Annotated in this window: 15 protein-coding genes; 7 read left to right on the top strand and 8 right to left on the bottom strand. The window is 63.1% G+C overall.

Features of this window, described 5'->3' with window-relative positions; all coding sequences use genetic code 11:
- The first annotated feature begins 23 nt into the window (after positions 1-23).
- The gene (locus V7R84_RS02350; protein WP_338571655.1) at positions 24-497 is read left to right on the top strand and encodes a DUF6912 family protein; all 474 of its coding nucleotides are present in this window, start codon (positions 24-26) and stop codon (positions 495-497) included.
- 10 nt (positions 498-507) lie between these two features.
- On the opposite strand, the gene V7R84_RS02345 is transcribed toward V7R84_RS02350, so the two are convergent.
- Positions 508-984 carry a DUF2505 domain-containing protein gene (locus tag V7R84_RS02345; protein ID WP_338571653.1) on the bottom strand — a complete coding sequence of 159 codons (477 nt, stop codon included), beginning with the start codon at positions 982-984 and terminating at the stop codon, positions 508-510.
- Positions 985-1055: 71 nt separating this feature from the next.
- On the opposite strand from V7R84_RS02345, the gene V7R84_RS02340 reads away from it, so the two are divergent.
- On the top strand, positions 1056-1907 hold the full coding sequence (locus V7R84_RS02340; protein WP_338571652.1) for a PHP domain-containing protein: 852 nt from the start codon (positions 1056-1058) through the stop codon (positions 1905-1907).
- A 33-nt stretch (positions 1908-1940) separates the two neighbouring features.
- The gene (gene trpS / locus V7R84_RS02335; protein ID WP_338571651.1) at positions 1941-3026 is read left to right on the top strand and encodes a tryptophan--tRNA ligase; all 1086 of its coding nucleotides are present in this window, start codon (positions 1941-1943) and stop codon (positions 3024-3026) included.
- A 95-nt stretch (positions 3027-3121) separates the two neighbouring features.
- On the opposite strand, the gene V7R84_RS02330 is transcribed toward trpS, so the two are convergent.
- From V7R84_RS02330 to V7R84_RS02315, 4 genes are all read right to left on the bottom strand, one after another.
- A complete protein-coding gene (locus V7R84_RS02330) occupies positions 3122-4561 on the bottom strand; it encodes a DEAD/DEAH box helicase (RefSeq protein WP_338573788.1) in 1440 nt (479 codons plus the stop codon).
- A gap of 51 nt (positions 4562-4612) precedes the next feature.
- Positions 4613-4837: a DUF3107 domain-containing protein gene (locus V7R84_RS02325; protein WP_338571649.1), complete on the bottom strand. Its 225-nt coding sequence runs from the start codon at positions 4835-4837 to the stop codon at positions 4613-4615.
- Between the two features lie 20 nt (positions 4838-4857).
- Complete coding sequence (locus tag V7R84_RS02320; protein ID WP_338573786.1) at positions 4858-5661, bottom strand: PP2C family serine/threonine-protein phosphatase; 804 nt, start codon at positions 5659-5661, stop codon at positions 4858-4860.
- A gap of 68 nt (positions 5662-5729) precedes the next feature.
- A complete protein-coding gene (locus tag V7R84_RS02315; protein ID WP_338571648.1) occupies positions 5730-5936 on the bottom strand; it encodes a cold-shock protein in 207 nt (68 codons plus the stop codon).
- A gap of 97 nt (positions 5937-6033) precedes the next feature.
- Between V7R84_RS02315 and V7R84_RS02310 the strand changes: the two genes are divergently transcribed.
- Entirely contained in the window at positions 6034-9093 is a 3060-nt protein-coding gene (locus V7R84_RS02310; RefSeq protein ID WP_338571645.1) for an ATP-dependent DNA helicase, read from the top strand.
- Positions 9090-12221 carry an ATP-dependent DNA helicase gene (locus V7R84_RS02305; protein WP_338571644.1) on the top strand — a complete coding sequence of 1044 codons (3132 nt, stop codon included), beginning with the start codon at positions 9090-9092 and terminating at the stop codon, positions 12219-12221. The genes V7R84_RS02310 and V7R84_RS02305 overlap by 4 nt, the downstream gene beginning before the upstream one ends.
- Here the strand turns inward: V7R84_RS02305 and V7R84_RS02300 are convergent.
- On the bottom strand, positions 12211-12417 hold the full coding sequence (locus V7R84_RS02300; protein ID WP_338571643.1) for a hypothetical protein: 207 nt from the start codon (positions 12415-12417) through the stop codon (positions 12211-12213). The genes V7R84_RS02305 and V7R84_RS02300 overlap by 11 nt on opposite strands.
- Before the next feature lie 135 nt (positions 12418-12552).
- Here V7R84_RS02300 and V7R84_RS02295 point away from each other — a divergent pair, with 135 nt between their 5' ends.
- Positions 12553-14628 carry a DNA topoisomerase IV subunit B gene (locus V7R84_RS02295; RefSeq protein ID WP_338571642.1) on the top strand — a complete coding sequence of 692 codons (2076 nt, stop codon included), beginning with the start codon at positions 12553-12555 and terminating at the stop codon, positions 14626-14628.
- Here V7R84_RS02295 and V7R84_RS02290 read toward each other — a convergent pair.
- Positions 14579-15073 carry a ClbS/DfsB family four-helix bundle protein gene (locus tag V7R84_RS02290; RefSeq protein WP_338571640.1) on the bottom strand — a complete coding sequence of 165 codons (495 nt, stop codon included), beginning with the start codon at positions 15071-15073 and terminating at the stop codon, positions 14579-14581. The two genes, V7R84_RS02295 and V7R84_RS02290, sit on opposite strands and share 50 nt — an antisense overlap.
- Before the next feature lie 26 nt (positions 15074-15099).
- On the opposite strand from V7R84_RS02290, the gene V7R84_RS02285 reads away from it, so the two are divergent.
- On the top strand, positions 15100-16263 hold the full coding sequence (locus V7R84_RS02285; RefSeq protein ID WP_338571637.1) for an ISAs1 family transposase: 1164 nt from the start codon (positions 15100-15102) through the stop codon (positions 16261-16263).
- Here the strand turns inward: V7R84_RS02285 and V7R84_RS15385 are convergent.
- Complete coding sequence (locus tag V7R84_RS15385; protein ID WP_412728076.1) at positions 16260-16568, bottom strand: ClbS/DfsB family four-helix bundle protein; 309 nt, start codon at positions 16566-16568, stop codon at positions 16260-16262. The two genes, V7R84_RS02285 and V7R84_RS15385, sit on opposite strands and share 4 nt — an antisense overlap.
- Positions 16569-16599: the final 31 nt, after the last annotated feature.

Genomic DNA, 16599 nt, shown 5'->3' with positions numbered 1-16599 from the left:
CGGATGGGATCTAAGGTAGTTGCGTGAGCAGGGAATTGGTGTTCATACCCATCGCCCGCGACGAATTGGCGGCGATTGATGGTTCGGTGCAGCTGACCGACCGGGCGGCGCACCACGTGACACCAGAGTTACTGGTCGCCCTGGGCTACAGGGTTGGGCAGGAGGAAGAAGCAGAATATGCAGCCCTCGTGATCGCATCCGTAGCCGCCCTGACAAGATTTGGGGAGAGATTGGTGCTGGTGGCTGAGGTTGATGATTCGTTGATCATGAACGGTGATGACCTCGAGAATGGCGCTTGCATCCTCACCCGGGTCGTCCCGGAGGCCATGAGCTGCTGGTTCAGCGAAGCCCCCGGCGTGGATGCCTCTACCGCTGCAGTTGCTTCGCGCGGCCTAGACATCGACACCGCCTGGGGTTTCGACGAGGTCCAGGATCTGTTGCGTGAATCTGATCTGCTGTGGAATGACGTGGAGGAGTACCGCCGGGGGCTGTGCTGAGGAATGTTCGTCAGCCGCGATTCAGCCAGTCCTGGGCGCGACGTTCGATACCTGCGAAGGCGCGGGCGATCATGGGTTCGACCTGGGCCTCGACCTTCTTGCCGACCAAGGGGATTTTCACGGTCAGTTCACCCGCATAGATGGCCTCTGAGGAGCTGGGGCCTGTGGGGGTGAGGGTGGCATCGGCCTCAACGTTGACGGGCGCTCCAGCGATGTCAACCTTGAAATTCCCTTTTCGCACACCTGCATCGTCGGGGTCACCCCAGGCGAATGATTGTTTGATGCGAATGCCCTTGCCAAAGAACTTCGAGATCGATTCGGGAGCAGGAAGGGTCAGGTCCAGGTGGGTGGCGTCATCCGCGATGGTGACCGTGTGCTCGATCGCGTTGGCGTGTTTGGCGACATCATCGATGAACGCCTCGTTGCGGAACAGCGCCGCCACCTGGTCCGGGCTGCCGTTGAATTCATGCTTGTAGTTGAGCTGCATGGGGACCAATGTAGCGGTGACGTCGAGCCTGTAACCAAGGGGTTCCGAGGATGGACCGATAACATGAGGGCATGAGGATCGACCTGCACACCCATTCACGAGTCAGTGATGGTACAGACACTCCCACGATGCTCGTGATGAAGGCGCTCCAGGCTGGTCTGGATGTGATCGCGCTGACGGACCACGACACCTTCGACGGGGTCGCCGAGGCCGCGGAGGCAGGAAAACGAATCGGGGTCAAGGTGCTCCCTGGTATCGAAATCTCCTGTCAGCACGACGGTCGGGCGGTACATCTTCTCGGCTACGGCTGCGATGTGTGGAACCGCTTGTTGAACGAGGAGCTCGCCCGGGTCAGGGTTGGCAGGACCCAACGGCTTCCCGAGATGTGTCGAAGGCTGACGGAGCTCGGGTATCCCGTGAGTATCGACGAGGTCATGGCTACGGCCAAAGGAGCTCCATCGGTGGGACGTCCTCATGTCGCAGACGCGCTGGTGGCCAAGGGGATGGTGGCGAACCGGCAGGAGGCCTTCGACTCCTTCCTGGCTCCCGGGAGGTCGGCATACGTCCCTCGCTACTCCATTGACGTGGGGCGGGCGATCGACTTGGTGCACATGGCGAGGGGAGTGGCCGTATTGGCTCATCCGTGGGCTCCCATGACCCGAGAGGCCCTCAGTGCGCCGTTCATCGAGCAACTTGTCAGGGAACATGAACTTGACGGGATCGAAACCGATCACAAGGATCACGATCGTGAGACGCGGCTTTTGTTGTTCGAGATGGGTGCGCGTCTGGGGCTGCTTCGTACAGGATCCAGTGACTACCATGGAACCGCCCGCCCCGAACGCCAGCTGGGCTGTTTCACCACTCGAAAATCGGCCTATCTCGAAATACTCTCCCGGATCCGGGCGCGAGGCGGTTCAGCGTGACCATCCTGATCTCTGAGCGATAAAATCGCGCGCATGGAGTCCGAGTCCACCACAGAAGCAGAGAAGTCCCTACAACGCTCGGAGAAGCGCAGTCACGAGATTGAGGCTGAGATCGCCTCGAATCCGACTAGGTTCAGGCTGCTGACGGGGGACCGCCCCACCGGGCGCCTGCACATCGGGCATTACTTTGGGTCGCTCCAAAACCGAGTCCGGTTGCAGGAAGCTGGTATTGAGACTTTCCTGATCGTGGCTGACTATCAGGTGATCTATGACCGCGACGGTGTCGGCGAGCTGAAGGACAACGTCTACAACATGGTGGCCGACTACGTGGCCGCCGGGATTGATCCCGAACGGACAGTCATCTTCACCCACTCGGCGGTGACCGCCTTGAACCAGCTACTGCTGCCTTTCCTTGCGTTGGTTACTGACGCGGAACTGCGCCGCAATCCGACCGTCAAGGACGAATTGGCAGCATCCAATAGGCCCATGTCCGGGCTGATGCTGACTTTCCCGGTGCACCAGGCCGCCGACATCCTGTTCTGCAAGGCAAATCTGGTTCCCGTTGGCAAGGACCAGCTGCCGCACATCGAACAGACCAGGGTGATCGCCAGGCGTTTCGACGAGCGTTATGGGCGTGTCGATCCTGATCGTCCTGTTTTCCCGGAGCCCGAGTCCTTGCTCAGCCGTAGCGGCACCATCCTTGGTCTGGACGGGAACAAGATGAGCAAATCGCGTGGCAACACCATCGAGCTGGGTATGACCGCTGACGAAACCGCGAAACTTCTCAAACGCGCGGTAACTGACTCGGACCGCCACATCACCTACGATCCCGTGAACCGACCCGAAGTCTCGAACCTGGTCAACATTACTGCGATGTGCCTGGACCGCACCCCGGAGGACATTGCCGAGGAGATCGGTGATGGTGGCGGTGGCGGTCTGAAGAAACTCGCCACGGCCGCCGTGAACGACCATTTTGCCGCTCACCGGACACGCCGATCCGAGCTGATGGCCGACCCCGGGATGTTGCGTGATGTACTCAGGGCCGGCAATGAACGGGCCAACGCCGTCGCTGAAGCCACCCTGGCAGAGGTCCGGCAGACCATGAGCATGGATTACTGAGCCGCGAATCCTGGACCGCCTGACCGTATGTGTGACCGTTCGAGGGCCGGGAGGTAAAGCCGATTCTTTCCAACCTCGCGGCCCCGGGCGAGTGATTACTCCTTGTTCCTACGGGACTCGGTCACGTCTATCCCGGCGCGGCGGCGCCGTCGCCTGCGACGGGAAGCGGTTTTCTCCTCCGAACCGCCGCCGGAGGGCGGACGATCTCCTTGGGAAGCGGTGGGGGAGTGGCGACGCCTGCGACGCCGGGTGCCGCCCTCGGAAGTCGTTTCTCTGGGGGAACGGTTCTCGCGCTGTGGCCGGGCGGAACGGGGAAGACGGCCTTTGGTCCCTTCCGGAACGTTCAGGTCCGTGTACAGGTGCGGGGAGGAAGAATAGGTTTCGACGGGGATGTCGAAATCCAAGTTGAGAGTTTTGTTTATGACTTTCCAGCGAGTCACATCCGACCAGTCGACCAAAGTGACCGCGACACCGGTATGCCCCGCCCGGCCCGTTCGGCCGATGCGGTGGACGTAGGTGGAATCGGTGTCGGGGCATTCGTAGTTGATGACATGGCTGATGCCCGTGACGTCAATTCCCCGGGCAGCGACGTCGGTTGCCACCAGGATACGCACGGTTCCGGCCCTGAATTTTTTCAGGGAACGTTCTCTGGCGATCTGGTTCAAGTCGCCGTGGATGGCTGCAGCCGGGAAACCGCGTTCCTGTAGTTCATCAGCCAAGCGCTGAGCGGCCCGTTTTGTGCGGCAGAAGACCATCACCTTGTCGGCGTCTCGAGCCTGGGCGATGCGGGCAACAATCTCGGGTTTGTCCAAGTCATGGGCCTGGTACACAAACTGGGTGATGTCTGGCACGGTCGCCTGGGCATCCGCGCCTTCGGCGCGAATGTTCACCGGCCGGTTCAGGGTGGCCCGGGCCAGGGCGAGAATGGGAGCTGGCATCGTCGCCGAGAACAGGAGGCTCTGACGTGAAGGGGGTGTTTTTGCGAGCAGTTTCTCGATGTCGGGCAGGAAACCGAGGTCAAGCATTTCGTCGGCCTCGTCCAGCACCAGTACCTCGATGTGACTCAGGTCCAATGCGCGGCGATTGACAAGATCCAGAAGTCGTCCAGGGGTCCCAACCGCCACATCGACCCCCTTCTTGAGGGCGGTCAGCTGTTCATCGTACCCGGTACCGCCGTAGATGGTCAGCACCCGGGTATGAAGCCTGGAGCCGGCCAGTTCGAGATCCTGCGCCACCTGGAGGGCGAGCTCCCGGGTGGGGGTGATGACCAATGCCCGGGGACAGCCGTGGGCGATGGGCTCCTCCGATTCATCGGCGCTGGTCTGGAGCCGATGCAGCAAGGAACTTCCGAATGCCAGTGTTTTCCCGGTGCCGGTGCGTGCCTGGCCAATCAGGTCGGTACCGCTGAGAGCCAAAGGAATGGCAAGCGCCTGGATCGGGAACGGGGTAACTATTCCCGCATCGGCGAGCGAGGCGGTAATTTCTTCGCGGATACCGAGATCGGCAAACGTCTCGGATGTGGTTGTCTCGTTCAGGGTGAATACCTAACTGTTGGACGGCCCCTGTTTGGGTCAGGGCCGGAGATGTCAGAGGGCGCCGAAACCGACGGGGCGTCCCTCGGCGGGCCCCAGATCGAGGTAGGCAAGTTTCGCCACGGGCACGATGACTCTGCGGCCCTTGTCGTCGGCCAATTCAAAGGTCGAATTGTTGGTGAGCGCTTCATCTAGGGCCGCGGCGACTTCCTCGGCACTGCTTGTGGTGCGCACCTGAAGTTCGCGGGAGATGTCGCTGATTCCAATCCTGACGTCCATGGTGCCTACCTTAGCCGCGTTCAACCTCCGCAGTACGCCAACGCGACTGTTATGTTGTCCCGGCCACCGCAGGAATTTGCCCACGCCACCAACGACTCTGTCAGTTCCACCGGGTTTCCGCTGACCTTTTTGGCCTCCTCGAACACTACCGCCAAGTCTTCTGGAGAACTGGCATAGTTCCACAGACCATCGCTACATACCACCACCCAGCCTGGGGAATCGGGACGCAACTCCACCAAAGCGGGGTTGACATCCGTGGCGTTGCGACCCAGCCAGCGTGTTATGGAGTGTGCTTGAAGAGAACGTTCTGCCTCCTCGCGTGGCACGCCGAGCATCATGCGTGCCTGAGCCATGGAGTCGTCCTTGGTTAGCTGCCAGCTCACTCCGTCTTCGCCGAACCAGTAGGCTCGGGAATCCCCGATGCTGCCGACCCGAATCAAGCCGTCGACGACAGTGGCGGCCACCAGGGTGCAGGCCGCTGGTTCATCATCGGCACCTGCCGCCAAGACCGCTTCGTGAGCTTGCATGAAGGCGGAGTTGAAGGATTCCGCCTCAGCCGCACCATCAGCTGACACCGCCTGAATCAGGACGGAGCAGGCCTCCTCGACCGCCACCAAGGACGCGTGCTCGGCCCCAAGCGCGGTGCTCACACCATCAGAGACAACCAGAACGGCCCGTTTCGTGGGACGTGAACTGGCGGCTACACACAATGCATCCTGGTTGGTGCGATGCCGGGTCCCGATGTCGCTGCAACCAGCCACCCACGGTGCCGGAACCACTGTGTAGTGGTTCCGTCCTTGGAACTGGGCTCCCTCCGGGTGCATGGTCACTGGGCCTCGCCTTCGCTGGTCGTGTGGCTCATCCTATCCCGGAGCCGCCCTGACGGGCAGCTTCAGAGTGGATGGACGTTGTCCGCTTGCATGCCCTTCGGGCCTTGGATGATGTCAAACTCCACGCGCTGATTCTCATTCAACGTCCTGAAACCTGGGATGTCGATGGATTTGTAGTGTACGAAGACATCCTCGCCAGTGCTGTCGTCAACAGCGATGAAACCGAAACCCTTGTCGGGGTTGAACCATTTGACGGTTCCCAGAGCCATAGTTGTTCTCCTGCAAAAACTGCTCCACCGCACCTTGCGGTGGCCCCAGGGGATCACTCTTCCACAGATTGGGGGTCAGGCATGCTTCCATTGACTCATGAACGACATCGGAGCCTGGCGCCTCCTGCCCGGTGCCCTGCCTGGCAGGCCAGTGCTGGACGCCGAGCAGGAGATGGCTGCCGGGTCGCATCAAGGAGTCCGGGTGGTGCTTGGGGGGCCGGGAACCGGGAAAACCATAACTTTGGCGGCCGCAGCGGTCAGTCGTCTGGAGGAGTGCGCCACCCTAGAAAGACTCGTGATCTTGACGGCGTCCCGGCAGGCAGCCCAGGAACTGAGGAGGGATATCATCTGGCGACGTGGGGGAGCCGAGGTTGGAGCCCGCGTGACGACCGTCCATGGATTCGCCCTGGGTCTGCTACGAGAACTGGGAGATTCTGAACAGGACCTCAGGTTGCTCCGAGCGCCGGAACAGGAACAGAGGCTCCGGGACCTGCTCGAGGGCGTGGGGGAGCAGTATTGGCCGGAAGAGGTCCGCGCTGCCGCCCGGACGCATGCTTTCGCCCGGCAAGTGCGTGAGGTGCTGGCTCGAGCTCGCCAGCTCGGCCTCGATCCGGAGCGCGTCATCCAACTGGCCGAGGGGGAGCCGACCTTCGAGGCGATCGGGCGTTTCTTTGAGACCTATTTGACGATTGCCGATTTCGACGGTGCCCTTGACTACACTGAACTGGTTCATCGGGCACGCCTGCTTCTGGCTGACACTGCCGTCGCAGAAGCCTGCCGTTCGCGGTTTGATGCGGTGCTGGTCGACGATGCCCAAGAACTCGACCAGGTGGCGGCGAATCTGTTGGCGGACCTGGCCCGAATCGGACTTCCGCTGCTGGTCTTCGGCGACCCCCAGCAAAGGCTCGGTTCTTTCCGCGGTGCTTCCGCCGCCAGCATCACCCTGCTGCGCAGGCTGCCTGGCGCCGAGACCCTTGGACTCGTCACCGGCCACCGGAACCGCCCAGCCGTGGCGAAGGCGCTCGCCAGGATCCGGGAACGGCTTGACGCGGGTGATGCCCCACCCGCCGTCAGTCCTGCACCAGGTGAAGAGTCGCTTGTGACGGCTAGCATCTACGACGATTCAGCAGCGGAAACCGCCCATCTGGCTGCCGCGCTGCGTGACGCGGTGCTGATGGATGGCTGCGCCTGGCACGAGCTCGCGGTGATCGTGCGATCCGGGCGCAGCCAACTGGCCCCGCTGGCTCGCGAACTGACGGCCTGTGGGATTCCTGTCGAAGTGGCCGGTGACGAACTGGCTCTCGGTTCCCAGCGTGCAGTGGAAACCCTCTTGGCCGGGCTGACGGGGGCAGCGAACCTTGAACATCTAGGGAGCGAGGCGGTCACCCGACTGCTGGCCAGTCCCCTCTGCGAACTGGATGCGGTGGGACAGCGTGCGCTGATCCGATCTCTATTGGCTACCGGGTTTGGTGACTTGGACTCCCACGACCTGCTTGGGAAGTGTCTTGGCCAGCCGGAACTGCTGGAAGTCCTCCCTGGTCCCGAGGCTGAACGCGTCCGGATGCTTGGTTCCCTGCTCGGCAGGGCCGCCAGGCAACTTACCCGGGGCTGCCCGGTGGCCGAGGTGTTGTGGACGATCTGGAATGGAACGGGATGGCCCGAAAGGCTGCGGGAGGCCGCCTTGGCGGGGTCGCGTGGCGCCAACCAGGACCTGGACGCCATCGTTGAGCTTTTCGAACTCGCAGGACGCCGGCAAGAACTCGCCGGGCATCACGGTGCCGACGCTTTCTGCGCAGCTGTGATGCGCGAGGAGATCCCCGCTGACACCGGGCGTGAACTCTCTATCCAAGGACGTGGTGTACGGCTTCTCACAGCCCATCGCTCTCGCAGTAGTTCCTGGCGGAGGGTGTATGTGATCGGGGTCAGTGAAGGAACATGGCCGCAGACTGGCTGGCGGGGCCTGCTGCTGGACCCGGACCGTCTCGCCCCCGATCACTTGGATGCGGCCAGTACCGCTGGTCAGATCGCATCCGAGAGGCGATCCTTTTATGTCGCCTGCTCCCGGGCGGTGGAGCAACTGCACATCAGCGCTCCGGCAGCCAGTGAGGCCGAACCGGCGGAACCATCGCGGTTCTGCCGAGAGCTGGGTGTGCCCCCCGTGCGTGTTGCGGGACTGCCCGGGCAACGGCAGACGGCGGCATCCCTGATCGCTGAGCTGCGGCAGGTAGCGGCCGACCCTGTTGAGTCCCCGGCCATGCGGCGAGCGGCTGCGCTGCGCTTGGCTCACCTTGGTGAGATCACCGACCAGCGCTTTCTCCCCGCGTTTCGTGAGGCCCGCCCCGAGAACTGGTGGGGGGTGAAGGAACCCTCCTGCCCGGACTGGAAGACATCGTGGCCACTGGTCATCACCGGCTCCACTCTGCAGGCGCTCCTGGCCTGTCCACGGCAGTGGTTCCTCTCGCGAAGGGGAGGCGCCGACCGGCTCCGAGGCCCCCAAGCGAGTGTAGGTGATGTGGTCCATCGGCTGGCCCAGCAAGCCGCCTGGGGGACCATGGAACTCGAGGAGATACTCCGAGACCTGGATGAAGTTTGGCCCCGGCTCCGTTTCGAGGCCCGCTGGATGGAGGCAGCCGAGAAGGAACAGATGCGCCGGGCACTAACCCGGTTTCACGCCTGGAACGAGACAAACCCCGACGAGCTTCTCGGGGTCGAGGTGAACTTCGAGGCCCCAATCGTTATCAAGGACGTGCCGGTCCTGCTGCGCGGCACCGTGGATCGGCTGGAACTGAAGGACGGGAAACTATCCGTGGTGGACCTCAAGACCGGTCGCCGCCCCCCGACCAGGGCCGAAGTGGCCGAACACACCCAGCTCGGGGTGTATCAACTGGCCGCCAGGCTCGGGGCGTTCGACTCCTGGGCGCCCGGAATCAGGGAGGTGGCAGAGCCGTCGCTGCTCCAGCTCCGGCACGGCGGAGCACTACCGGAACGGCAATTCCAACCGGTCCTGCCGGAGGGCCCCTCCTGGCTCACCGAGAAACTGGAACAGGCGGTCGAGATCCTCCAGAGGGGGATCTTCGAGGCCCGGGAGGGACCGCAGTGCGCCTGGTGCGCGTTCGGGTTCTCCTGCCCGGCGATCAACCCCGGAGGCTTGGAATGAAACCACTGAACGACCCCGGCGACCTGTGCGAGGCACTCGGAATCCCGTTCAGCCCAGAACAGCTGAACTCCATCTGCGCACCACTCGAACCACAGGTGATCGTCGCCGGCGCGGGTACGGGGAAAACCACGGTCATGGCCGCCCGGGTCGTGTGGCTGGTGGGCACCGGGCAGGTGCGGGCCGAGCAGGTCCTCGGGTTGACCTTCACCCGGAAGGCCGCCGCGGAGTTGGGAGGGCGCATCTGTCACGCCCTGGAACGGGCCGACCTGACCTCCCGGGACGAGACGGAGGGCGGCGAGATGGTGCTCACCTACGATGCTTTCGCCGCGAGACTCGTCCGAGAACACGGCCTAAGACTGGGCCTTGAGGCTGATGCGAGGCTACTGTCCGGGGCTTCTAGATTCAGGGTTGCCGCACGGGCGGTTGCACAACATTCCAGTCCCCTCGAACACGTGTCCCGACTATCTCCTCGCCAACTCCCAGAACGGATACTGGCCCTGGACGCTGCCCTGGGATCGCACCTGGTCACGCCCACGCAGGTCAGGGAGTTCTCCCTGCGGGCCCGGGCCCGATTCGAGAAAGCACCGCTGTGGCGGGGATCACCGACGAAAGCAGTTCTTGAGGCTCAAGCGGCCATCGACGAACGCCTGGAACTGCTAGAATTCGTCGAGACCTACCGGGCACTCAAGGAGAAACTCGGCCTGGTGGAATTTGCCGACCAGCAGGCCCAAGCAGTGAAACTGGCGCGGTCCTTCCCCGTGGTCGGCGCCACGCTCAGAAAACGGTTCCGGGTGGTCCTGCTCGATGAGTACCAGGACACCTCGTCGGCGCAGGCAATCCTGCTGCGCGCACTGTTCAGCGGCGCCGATACTGCGTCGGGCCGCGGGTTTCCAGTGACCGCCGTCGGGGATCCGAATCAGGCGATCTACGGGTGGCGCGGAGCAGCGGCCTCGAACATCCTCGGGTTTCCCACCCACTTCCCCGGGGCAACGGGGGAACCCGCCAAGGAATTTACGCTCACCATCAACCGCCGCAGCGGCAGCCGGATCCTGGAGGTAGGCAACGCCCTGGCCGAGCCGCTCACGCGCAACAGGGGCGGGGGGGTGGAACTGCGCCCCGGGGAGGGAACCCCCGATGGCGAGGTCCGTGTCCTGTGCTTCGACACCCTCGCGGAGGAACTCGACTGGCTGGCGACCGACGTCACGGCCCAGCACGCCGAGGGCACGGCATGGCGGGACATCGCCGTCCTGACCCGCCGCAACGATGTCCTGACTTCGGTGTGGGAACATCTCCGGGAACACGATGTTCCCGTGGAGATCGTCGGGATCGGGGGCCTCTTGCGCCTACCGGAGATCGCTCCCGTGGTGGCTACTTTGAAGGTACTCGCCGACCCCTTGGCAAACGCTGAGGTGGCCGGGTTGCTCACCGGGGAACGCTGGCGGCTCGGCCTGGCTGACCTCGCCGCGTTGGCGCGTCGCGCCCGGGAACTGGTGCCGGGGAAGAACACGAAGGAGCCGCTTTCGTTGCCCGAGGAATTGACCGAACTCGTCTCACGTACCGATCCGGCACGTGAGATCTCGCTGCTGGACGCCGTGAACGATCCTGGGGGAGCCGCCATCAGCGATGAAGGAAGAGCGCGGCTGGAACGGTTTGCCTCGGAACTCGCCGATCTACGCAGGCACCTGGATGAGCCCGTCCCTGAGCTGGTGCGCCGTGTGATCTCCCGGCTCGGCCTGGAGGCCGAACAACTGGTGCGCGGGGACACCTCCCAGCTTGCGCGATTCATTGCGGCCTGCTCCACCTACCCCGACATCGATGGTGATGGGAGCCTGGCCGGGTTACTGGCATGGCTGGATGCCGAGGAGGAGCACGGGGACGCGTTGGAACGCGCCACACCGACCGCGGTTGATTCGGTGAAACTGCTCACCGTTCATCGGGCCAAGGGACTGGAATGGCATACGGTCTACCTGCCGGCGCTGTCGGAGGGGGTGTTTCCCGGGACCGACCGGACGGGGAACTGGAGCACGAACTCTCGTCTGCTGCCCGCGCCGCTCAGAGGAGATGCGGATTCGATCCCCCAGCTGGCCGACTACTCCAAACGGGGCATCGATGCCTACCGGGAGGAGTTGAAACAGGAACACCGGCTCTCAGAAGATCGGCTGGCCTATGTTGCCGCCACCAGGGCGAAACGACTGCTCGTCGTCTCGGCCCACGCCTGGGCTCCTGGGTTGAAACGGATACGCGGCCGGTCCCGCTACTTCGAGGATGCGGCGGCACTCCACGAGGGATCCCCCAAGCTATCTCCTCCGGAGGAGAATCCTCGGCCCACTGCAGCCCGGACCGCGGCCTGGCCCATTCCTATCACGGACCGGGCAGCTGCCACAGCCCACGCTGCGGCCCTGGTCCGTCAGGCACGGGAGGTGATCGTATCCGGGGAAGACGAGACCGGCTGGGTCTGGGGCTCTGGCGTCGCCTCAGCAGCGGAACAGGAGAGGATTGCGGCGTGGGACCGGGATGCTGCCTTTCTGGCTGAGCAACTGACCCGGAGGACGAGCCGGAACCTGACCTTACCGGCAGGCTTGACAGCCACCGCTCTCATGGAACTGCGAAAGAACCCAGCGGGTTTCGCTGAGCGCCTGGCGCGCCGAATGCCTCGGGAACCGAAACGCAGTGCGCGACTGGGGGAGCGATTTCACGAATGGGTGATGGCGCGGTTCTCGCTCAGCCCCGGTTTTGATGAACTCGATTTTCGGGTCCATGCCGAGGAACCTGGGCTTGAACGTCTCAAACGAGCCTTTGAAGCCAGCCAGTTCGCGAACCGGACGCCGCTTGGAATCGAGGTTCCGTTTCTGCTCTGCTGGGAATCGCTGGTGTTGCGCGGGCGGATCGATGCGGTCTTTCCCAGCGATGATCCAGCTTTTGATGCGCTCGTGATCGACTGGAAGATTGGTGACGCGGACGCGGACCCGTTGCAACTGGCCATCTACCGACAGGCCTGGGCTGAGGCCCGCGGTCTGGAACCGGAACGGGTGGCCACTGCCTTCTACCACGTTCTGGCCAACCGTTTGGAACCAGTGGTGGCGAGCCCAGAGCTGATCCGGGCAGCCACGGCGACAATCACTCCTTGAGACGTGCCGTCTCGTCGTGGATTCGCGCAGCCACTTGGGCGAGCTTTTCACGATGCATGCTCGCGTGATGGGCGCAGAACAGCAACTCGCCGCCGCTGCTCAACTCCACGCGGAGATAAGCCTGGGCGCCGCAGCGGTCGCACCGGTCCATGGCGGTGAGGCCGCCGGTGGCCCGTTCAGTGGCGGTGTTATTCATGCTCGCCCTTCCTTCCCGAATTACCTCTGTGCCGTTTCTAACGTAGCGCGCTTTTCCAATATTCCCCTTCCCGGGGGTCAGTAGCCACCCAACCTCTTGCTGACGTGGCTGCTCGCTTCCCGGTAACCTGTCCCGGTGCGCTCGAACCCCAATACCCACACCCCCCGCGACTACGGGGCCAAGAACCTGCTGGTCCTGGAGGGTCTCGAGGCGGTGCGCAAACGCCCGGCCATGTACATCGGGTCCACGGACACCCGCGGCCTGATGCACTGTCTGTGGGAGATTATCGACAACGCCGTCGACGAGGCGCTTTCGGGTTTTGGCGACCGCATCGCGGTTACCCTTCACGAGGACGGATCCGTCGAGGTCGTGGATCACGCCCGGGGCATTCCCGTCGACAAGGAACCACGCACAGGCCTCAGTGGCGTCGAGGTGGTCTACACCCGGCTCCATGCTGGTGGGAAGTTCGGGAACTCCTCCTACAATGCGACCGGTGGGCTCCATGGGGTCGGCGCTTCCGTGGTGAATGCGCTCAGCTCCCGCCTGGATGTTGAGGTAGACCGTGAGGGGACTACGTGGGCCATGAGTTTCCGACGCGGAGTTCCTGGAATCTTCGATGGAGAAGGACCGGAAGCCCCCTTCACTCCGGCCTCGGGCCTGCGGAAACTCGGGCGGGTGCCAAAGAATCGCACAGGAACCCGGGTTCGCTACTGGAGCGACGAACAGATCTTCCTTGCCGACGCCGGCCTCTCCCTGCCCCAGCTGCACGACCGGGCACGCCAGACCTCGTTCCTCGTCCCGGGTCTGTGCCTGGAGGTGACCGATATCCGTGGGGGAGAACCCGCAACAGAGGTGTTCCTCCACGAAGGAGGCATCACGGAGTTCGTGGATTTCCTGGCCAAGGATGCCCCCTTGACGGAGGTACTGCGTCTGACTGGCAGCGACTCGTTCACCGAGACCGTGCCGATGCTCGACGAGGCTGGAGCGATGACTGCGACCGATGTGGATCGCAGCCTCGAGGTGGACATCGCGGTGCGATGGGGTACCGGGTACGACACTCAGGTGCGCTCCTTCGTCAATATCATCGCTACTCCCAAGGGCGGTACCCATGTCTCCGGCTTTGAACGGGGTGTGGTCAGGGCGTTCACGAGGTCCCTCGACGGGACCCGGCTGCTGAAGAACGGGGATGAGATTGTTAAGGACGACTGCCTCGAGGGACTGACTGCGGTGGTCACCGTTCGGCTCGCAGAACCACAGTTCGAGGGACAGACCAAGGAGGTGCTGGGTACCCCTCCCGTGCAGCGTCTTGTAGTGCGCATCGTCGAGAGCGAGCTCACGGAATTCCTGACCAGCTCCAAGGCCGCGACCAAGCAGGTAGCGCGAACGCTCATGGAAAAGGTGGTGAACGCCTCCCGTGCTCGCGTCCAGGCCCGGGCACACCGCGAGAATCAGCGCCGGAAAAACGCTCTCGAGTCGTCCTCGCTGCCGCCGAAACTGAAGGACTGCCGCAGCGCCGACGGCGAGCTAAGCGAGCTGTTCATCGTCGAGGGCGATTCTGCGCTAGGCACTGCAAACACGGCACGCAACTCCGAGTTCCAGGCGTTGCTGCCGATTCGCGGCAAGATCCTGAACGTGCAGAAGGCATCCGTCGGCGACATGCTCAAGAATGCCGAGTGCGCGGCCATCATCCAGGTGGTCGGTGCCGGTTCGGGACGCACCTTCGAAGTGGATGCGGCGCGCTACGGCAAGATCATCTTCATGGCGGACGCTGATTCTGACGGGGCCCACATCCGTTGCCTGCTTGCCACACTGTTCTTCCGCTACATGCGTCCCCTCGTGGAAGCGGGACGGGTCTACTCAGCGGTTCCTCCCCTGCACCGATTCGAACTGATCAACCCGAAGCGGGGAATGGAGAAATACATCTACACCTACACCGACGGGGAATACCAGCGAAAGGCTGCGGAGCTGACGAAGAAAGGGGTGCGGTTCAAGGAACCGCAGCGCTACAAAGGGCTGGGTGAAATGGATGCCCACCAGCTGGCGGAGACCACCATGGACCCCAGGCGCCGCACCCTGAGACGCCTGACGGTGGATGACGCAGAACGCGCAGAAGCTGTCTTCGAGATGCTGATGGGAAACGACGTGGCGCCGCGCAAGGAGTTCATCGTCGCGGGCGCCTACGCGCTGGAATCCGACCGCATAGATGTCTGAGAAGGCTTGTTCGCGGGCTTAGGCGGCCATAAACGAGCTTCAATGGCACCTGGGACAATGCCACACCTAAGGTCGAGGCGCGGAGCGTATTTTTTTGAGATGCGCGCGGATCTTCTTCATGGCCCACTCGTAATGTCGCGGATGTGCAGTAGGAACCCAGGGTCGTCTTTCCCGTCCAGTCGAACCGGCCTTTCTCGAACAGTTCGGCATCACTGAAGGATTTGATCAAGGCCATCACCTGTTCGTGGGAGGAACGCACGAGTCGTTCAGCCTCCCCTGGAGCAGTTGACTGGTGCTGACGCCAGAACTGATCGTTCAACTTGCCGTACGTCCTCCCAGGGGGTCGGCAAAGTGGGTGGGTGAGGGCGGCTGAGCGTTGACAGGGGTGGCGTGTCGTTGAGGTGGGGCGCGGGCCCCGTAGGGACGATGAGTGGTGTCTAGTCATCCCTTTCGTCCTGGGAGCCCGCGCTGATGTCATCTTCCACCACGACCGTTCTGTCACGCCAGCCCCTGGTCGAGGTTCTTAAGAACGTGGACGACCCGCGTGATCGGCGGGGAGTACGCCACAGCCTGTTCACGGTGCTGTCACTGGCCGTGACCGGAGTGATGGCCGGGTGTCGCAGCCTGACGGCGATATGGGAGCACACCACCGATCTGACCGCCACCGACCTGGAGGCCCTGGGCCTGGAGGCGGGCCAGGCCCTGCCGTCGGAGTCCACCATCCGCAGGGTGCTCCAGGACCTGGACCCCGCAGACCTCAACACCCATTTGAGGTCCTGGTTCTGTACACGTACCGGCACCGTCGCCGGTCGAAGGGTGATCGCGGTGGACGGCAAGACCATGCGTGGGGCCCGTACCAGCAAGGACCCGGCGCCTCATCTCCTCTCAGCCCTGGATCACGCCACCGGCACGGTCCTGACCCAGGCGCGGGTGGCGGACAAGACCAACGAGATCCCGGCGCTCAGGGAGCTTCTCGAACCGTTGGACCTGGACGGGGCGGTGGTCACCGCCGACGCCATGCACACCCAGGTAGACACCGCTCACTGGATCCACGATCAGGGTGGTCACTATCTTCTCACTGTCAAGAACAACCAGCCCGGTGTACGTAGGACGCTCAAGAAGCTGCCCTGGAAGAACGTTCCGTCAATCTCAAGCGTTGACACTTCGCGTGGGCGGCGGGTGCGGCGTACCGTCAAAGCGGTCGAGGCTCCCGCCTGGGTGGACTTCCCCGGGGCGGCTCAGGTGATCCAGGTCCGGCGCACCCGAACCACCAAGAATCGCAGGAACACAGGCAAGAACAGCAGCGGTAGCGCCAAGACGACGACTGTGGAGGTGGTCTACCTGGTCTGCTCTCTACCCATGACTGATGCCCAGCCCGAGACCGTCACCGCCTGGATCCAAGGGCACTGGGGAATCGAGAACCGGCTCCACTGGGTCAGAGACATGGTCTTCGACGAGGACCACCACCAGCTGCGCACCGCTAACGGCCCCGAGATCATGGCCGCCCTGCGCAACCTGGCCATCAGCCTCATCCGACTGGCCTACGGCGTCCAAGCCGCCATCGCCTCAACCACCAGGTCCCTATCACGACAACCAAAACGCGCCATCAAGCTACTCACCCAAACAACCACCTAAACCGACTTTGCCGACCCCCTGTACGTCCTCCAGGTGTGAGGTGAGGGCAGGAATGGCCGTGACAGTCCGCTCCTGTTGTCTTTCACCCAGGTCAACAGGAGCTGGTGCCATTCGTACAGGTGCGCTAGGACGTCTCGAACGTTCTTGTCACGCTGCCAATGAGCCTCTTTCCTGTTGGCCTCGTTGCTGAAATCGAACGAAATGGCGCGCTCGTGTGTGCTCATCGAATCGCATAGAGTGCACAGTTTTTCGAATCGTGTGGCAGCGAGGCGAATCAGTTCATTTGTGGACGTCGGTCTCGACATGGCCCCCACATCCCTTCTCGGGTTGTCACAA

The sequence above is a fragment of the Arachnia propionica genome, assembly GCF_037055325.1.
Lineage (GTDB): Bacteria > Actinomycetota > Actinomycetes > Propionibacteriales > Propionibacteriaceae > Arachnia.
This window is presented reverse-complemented; position numbering and strand designations above follow the sequence as displayed.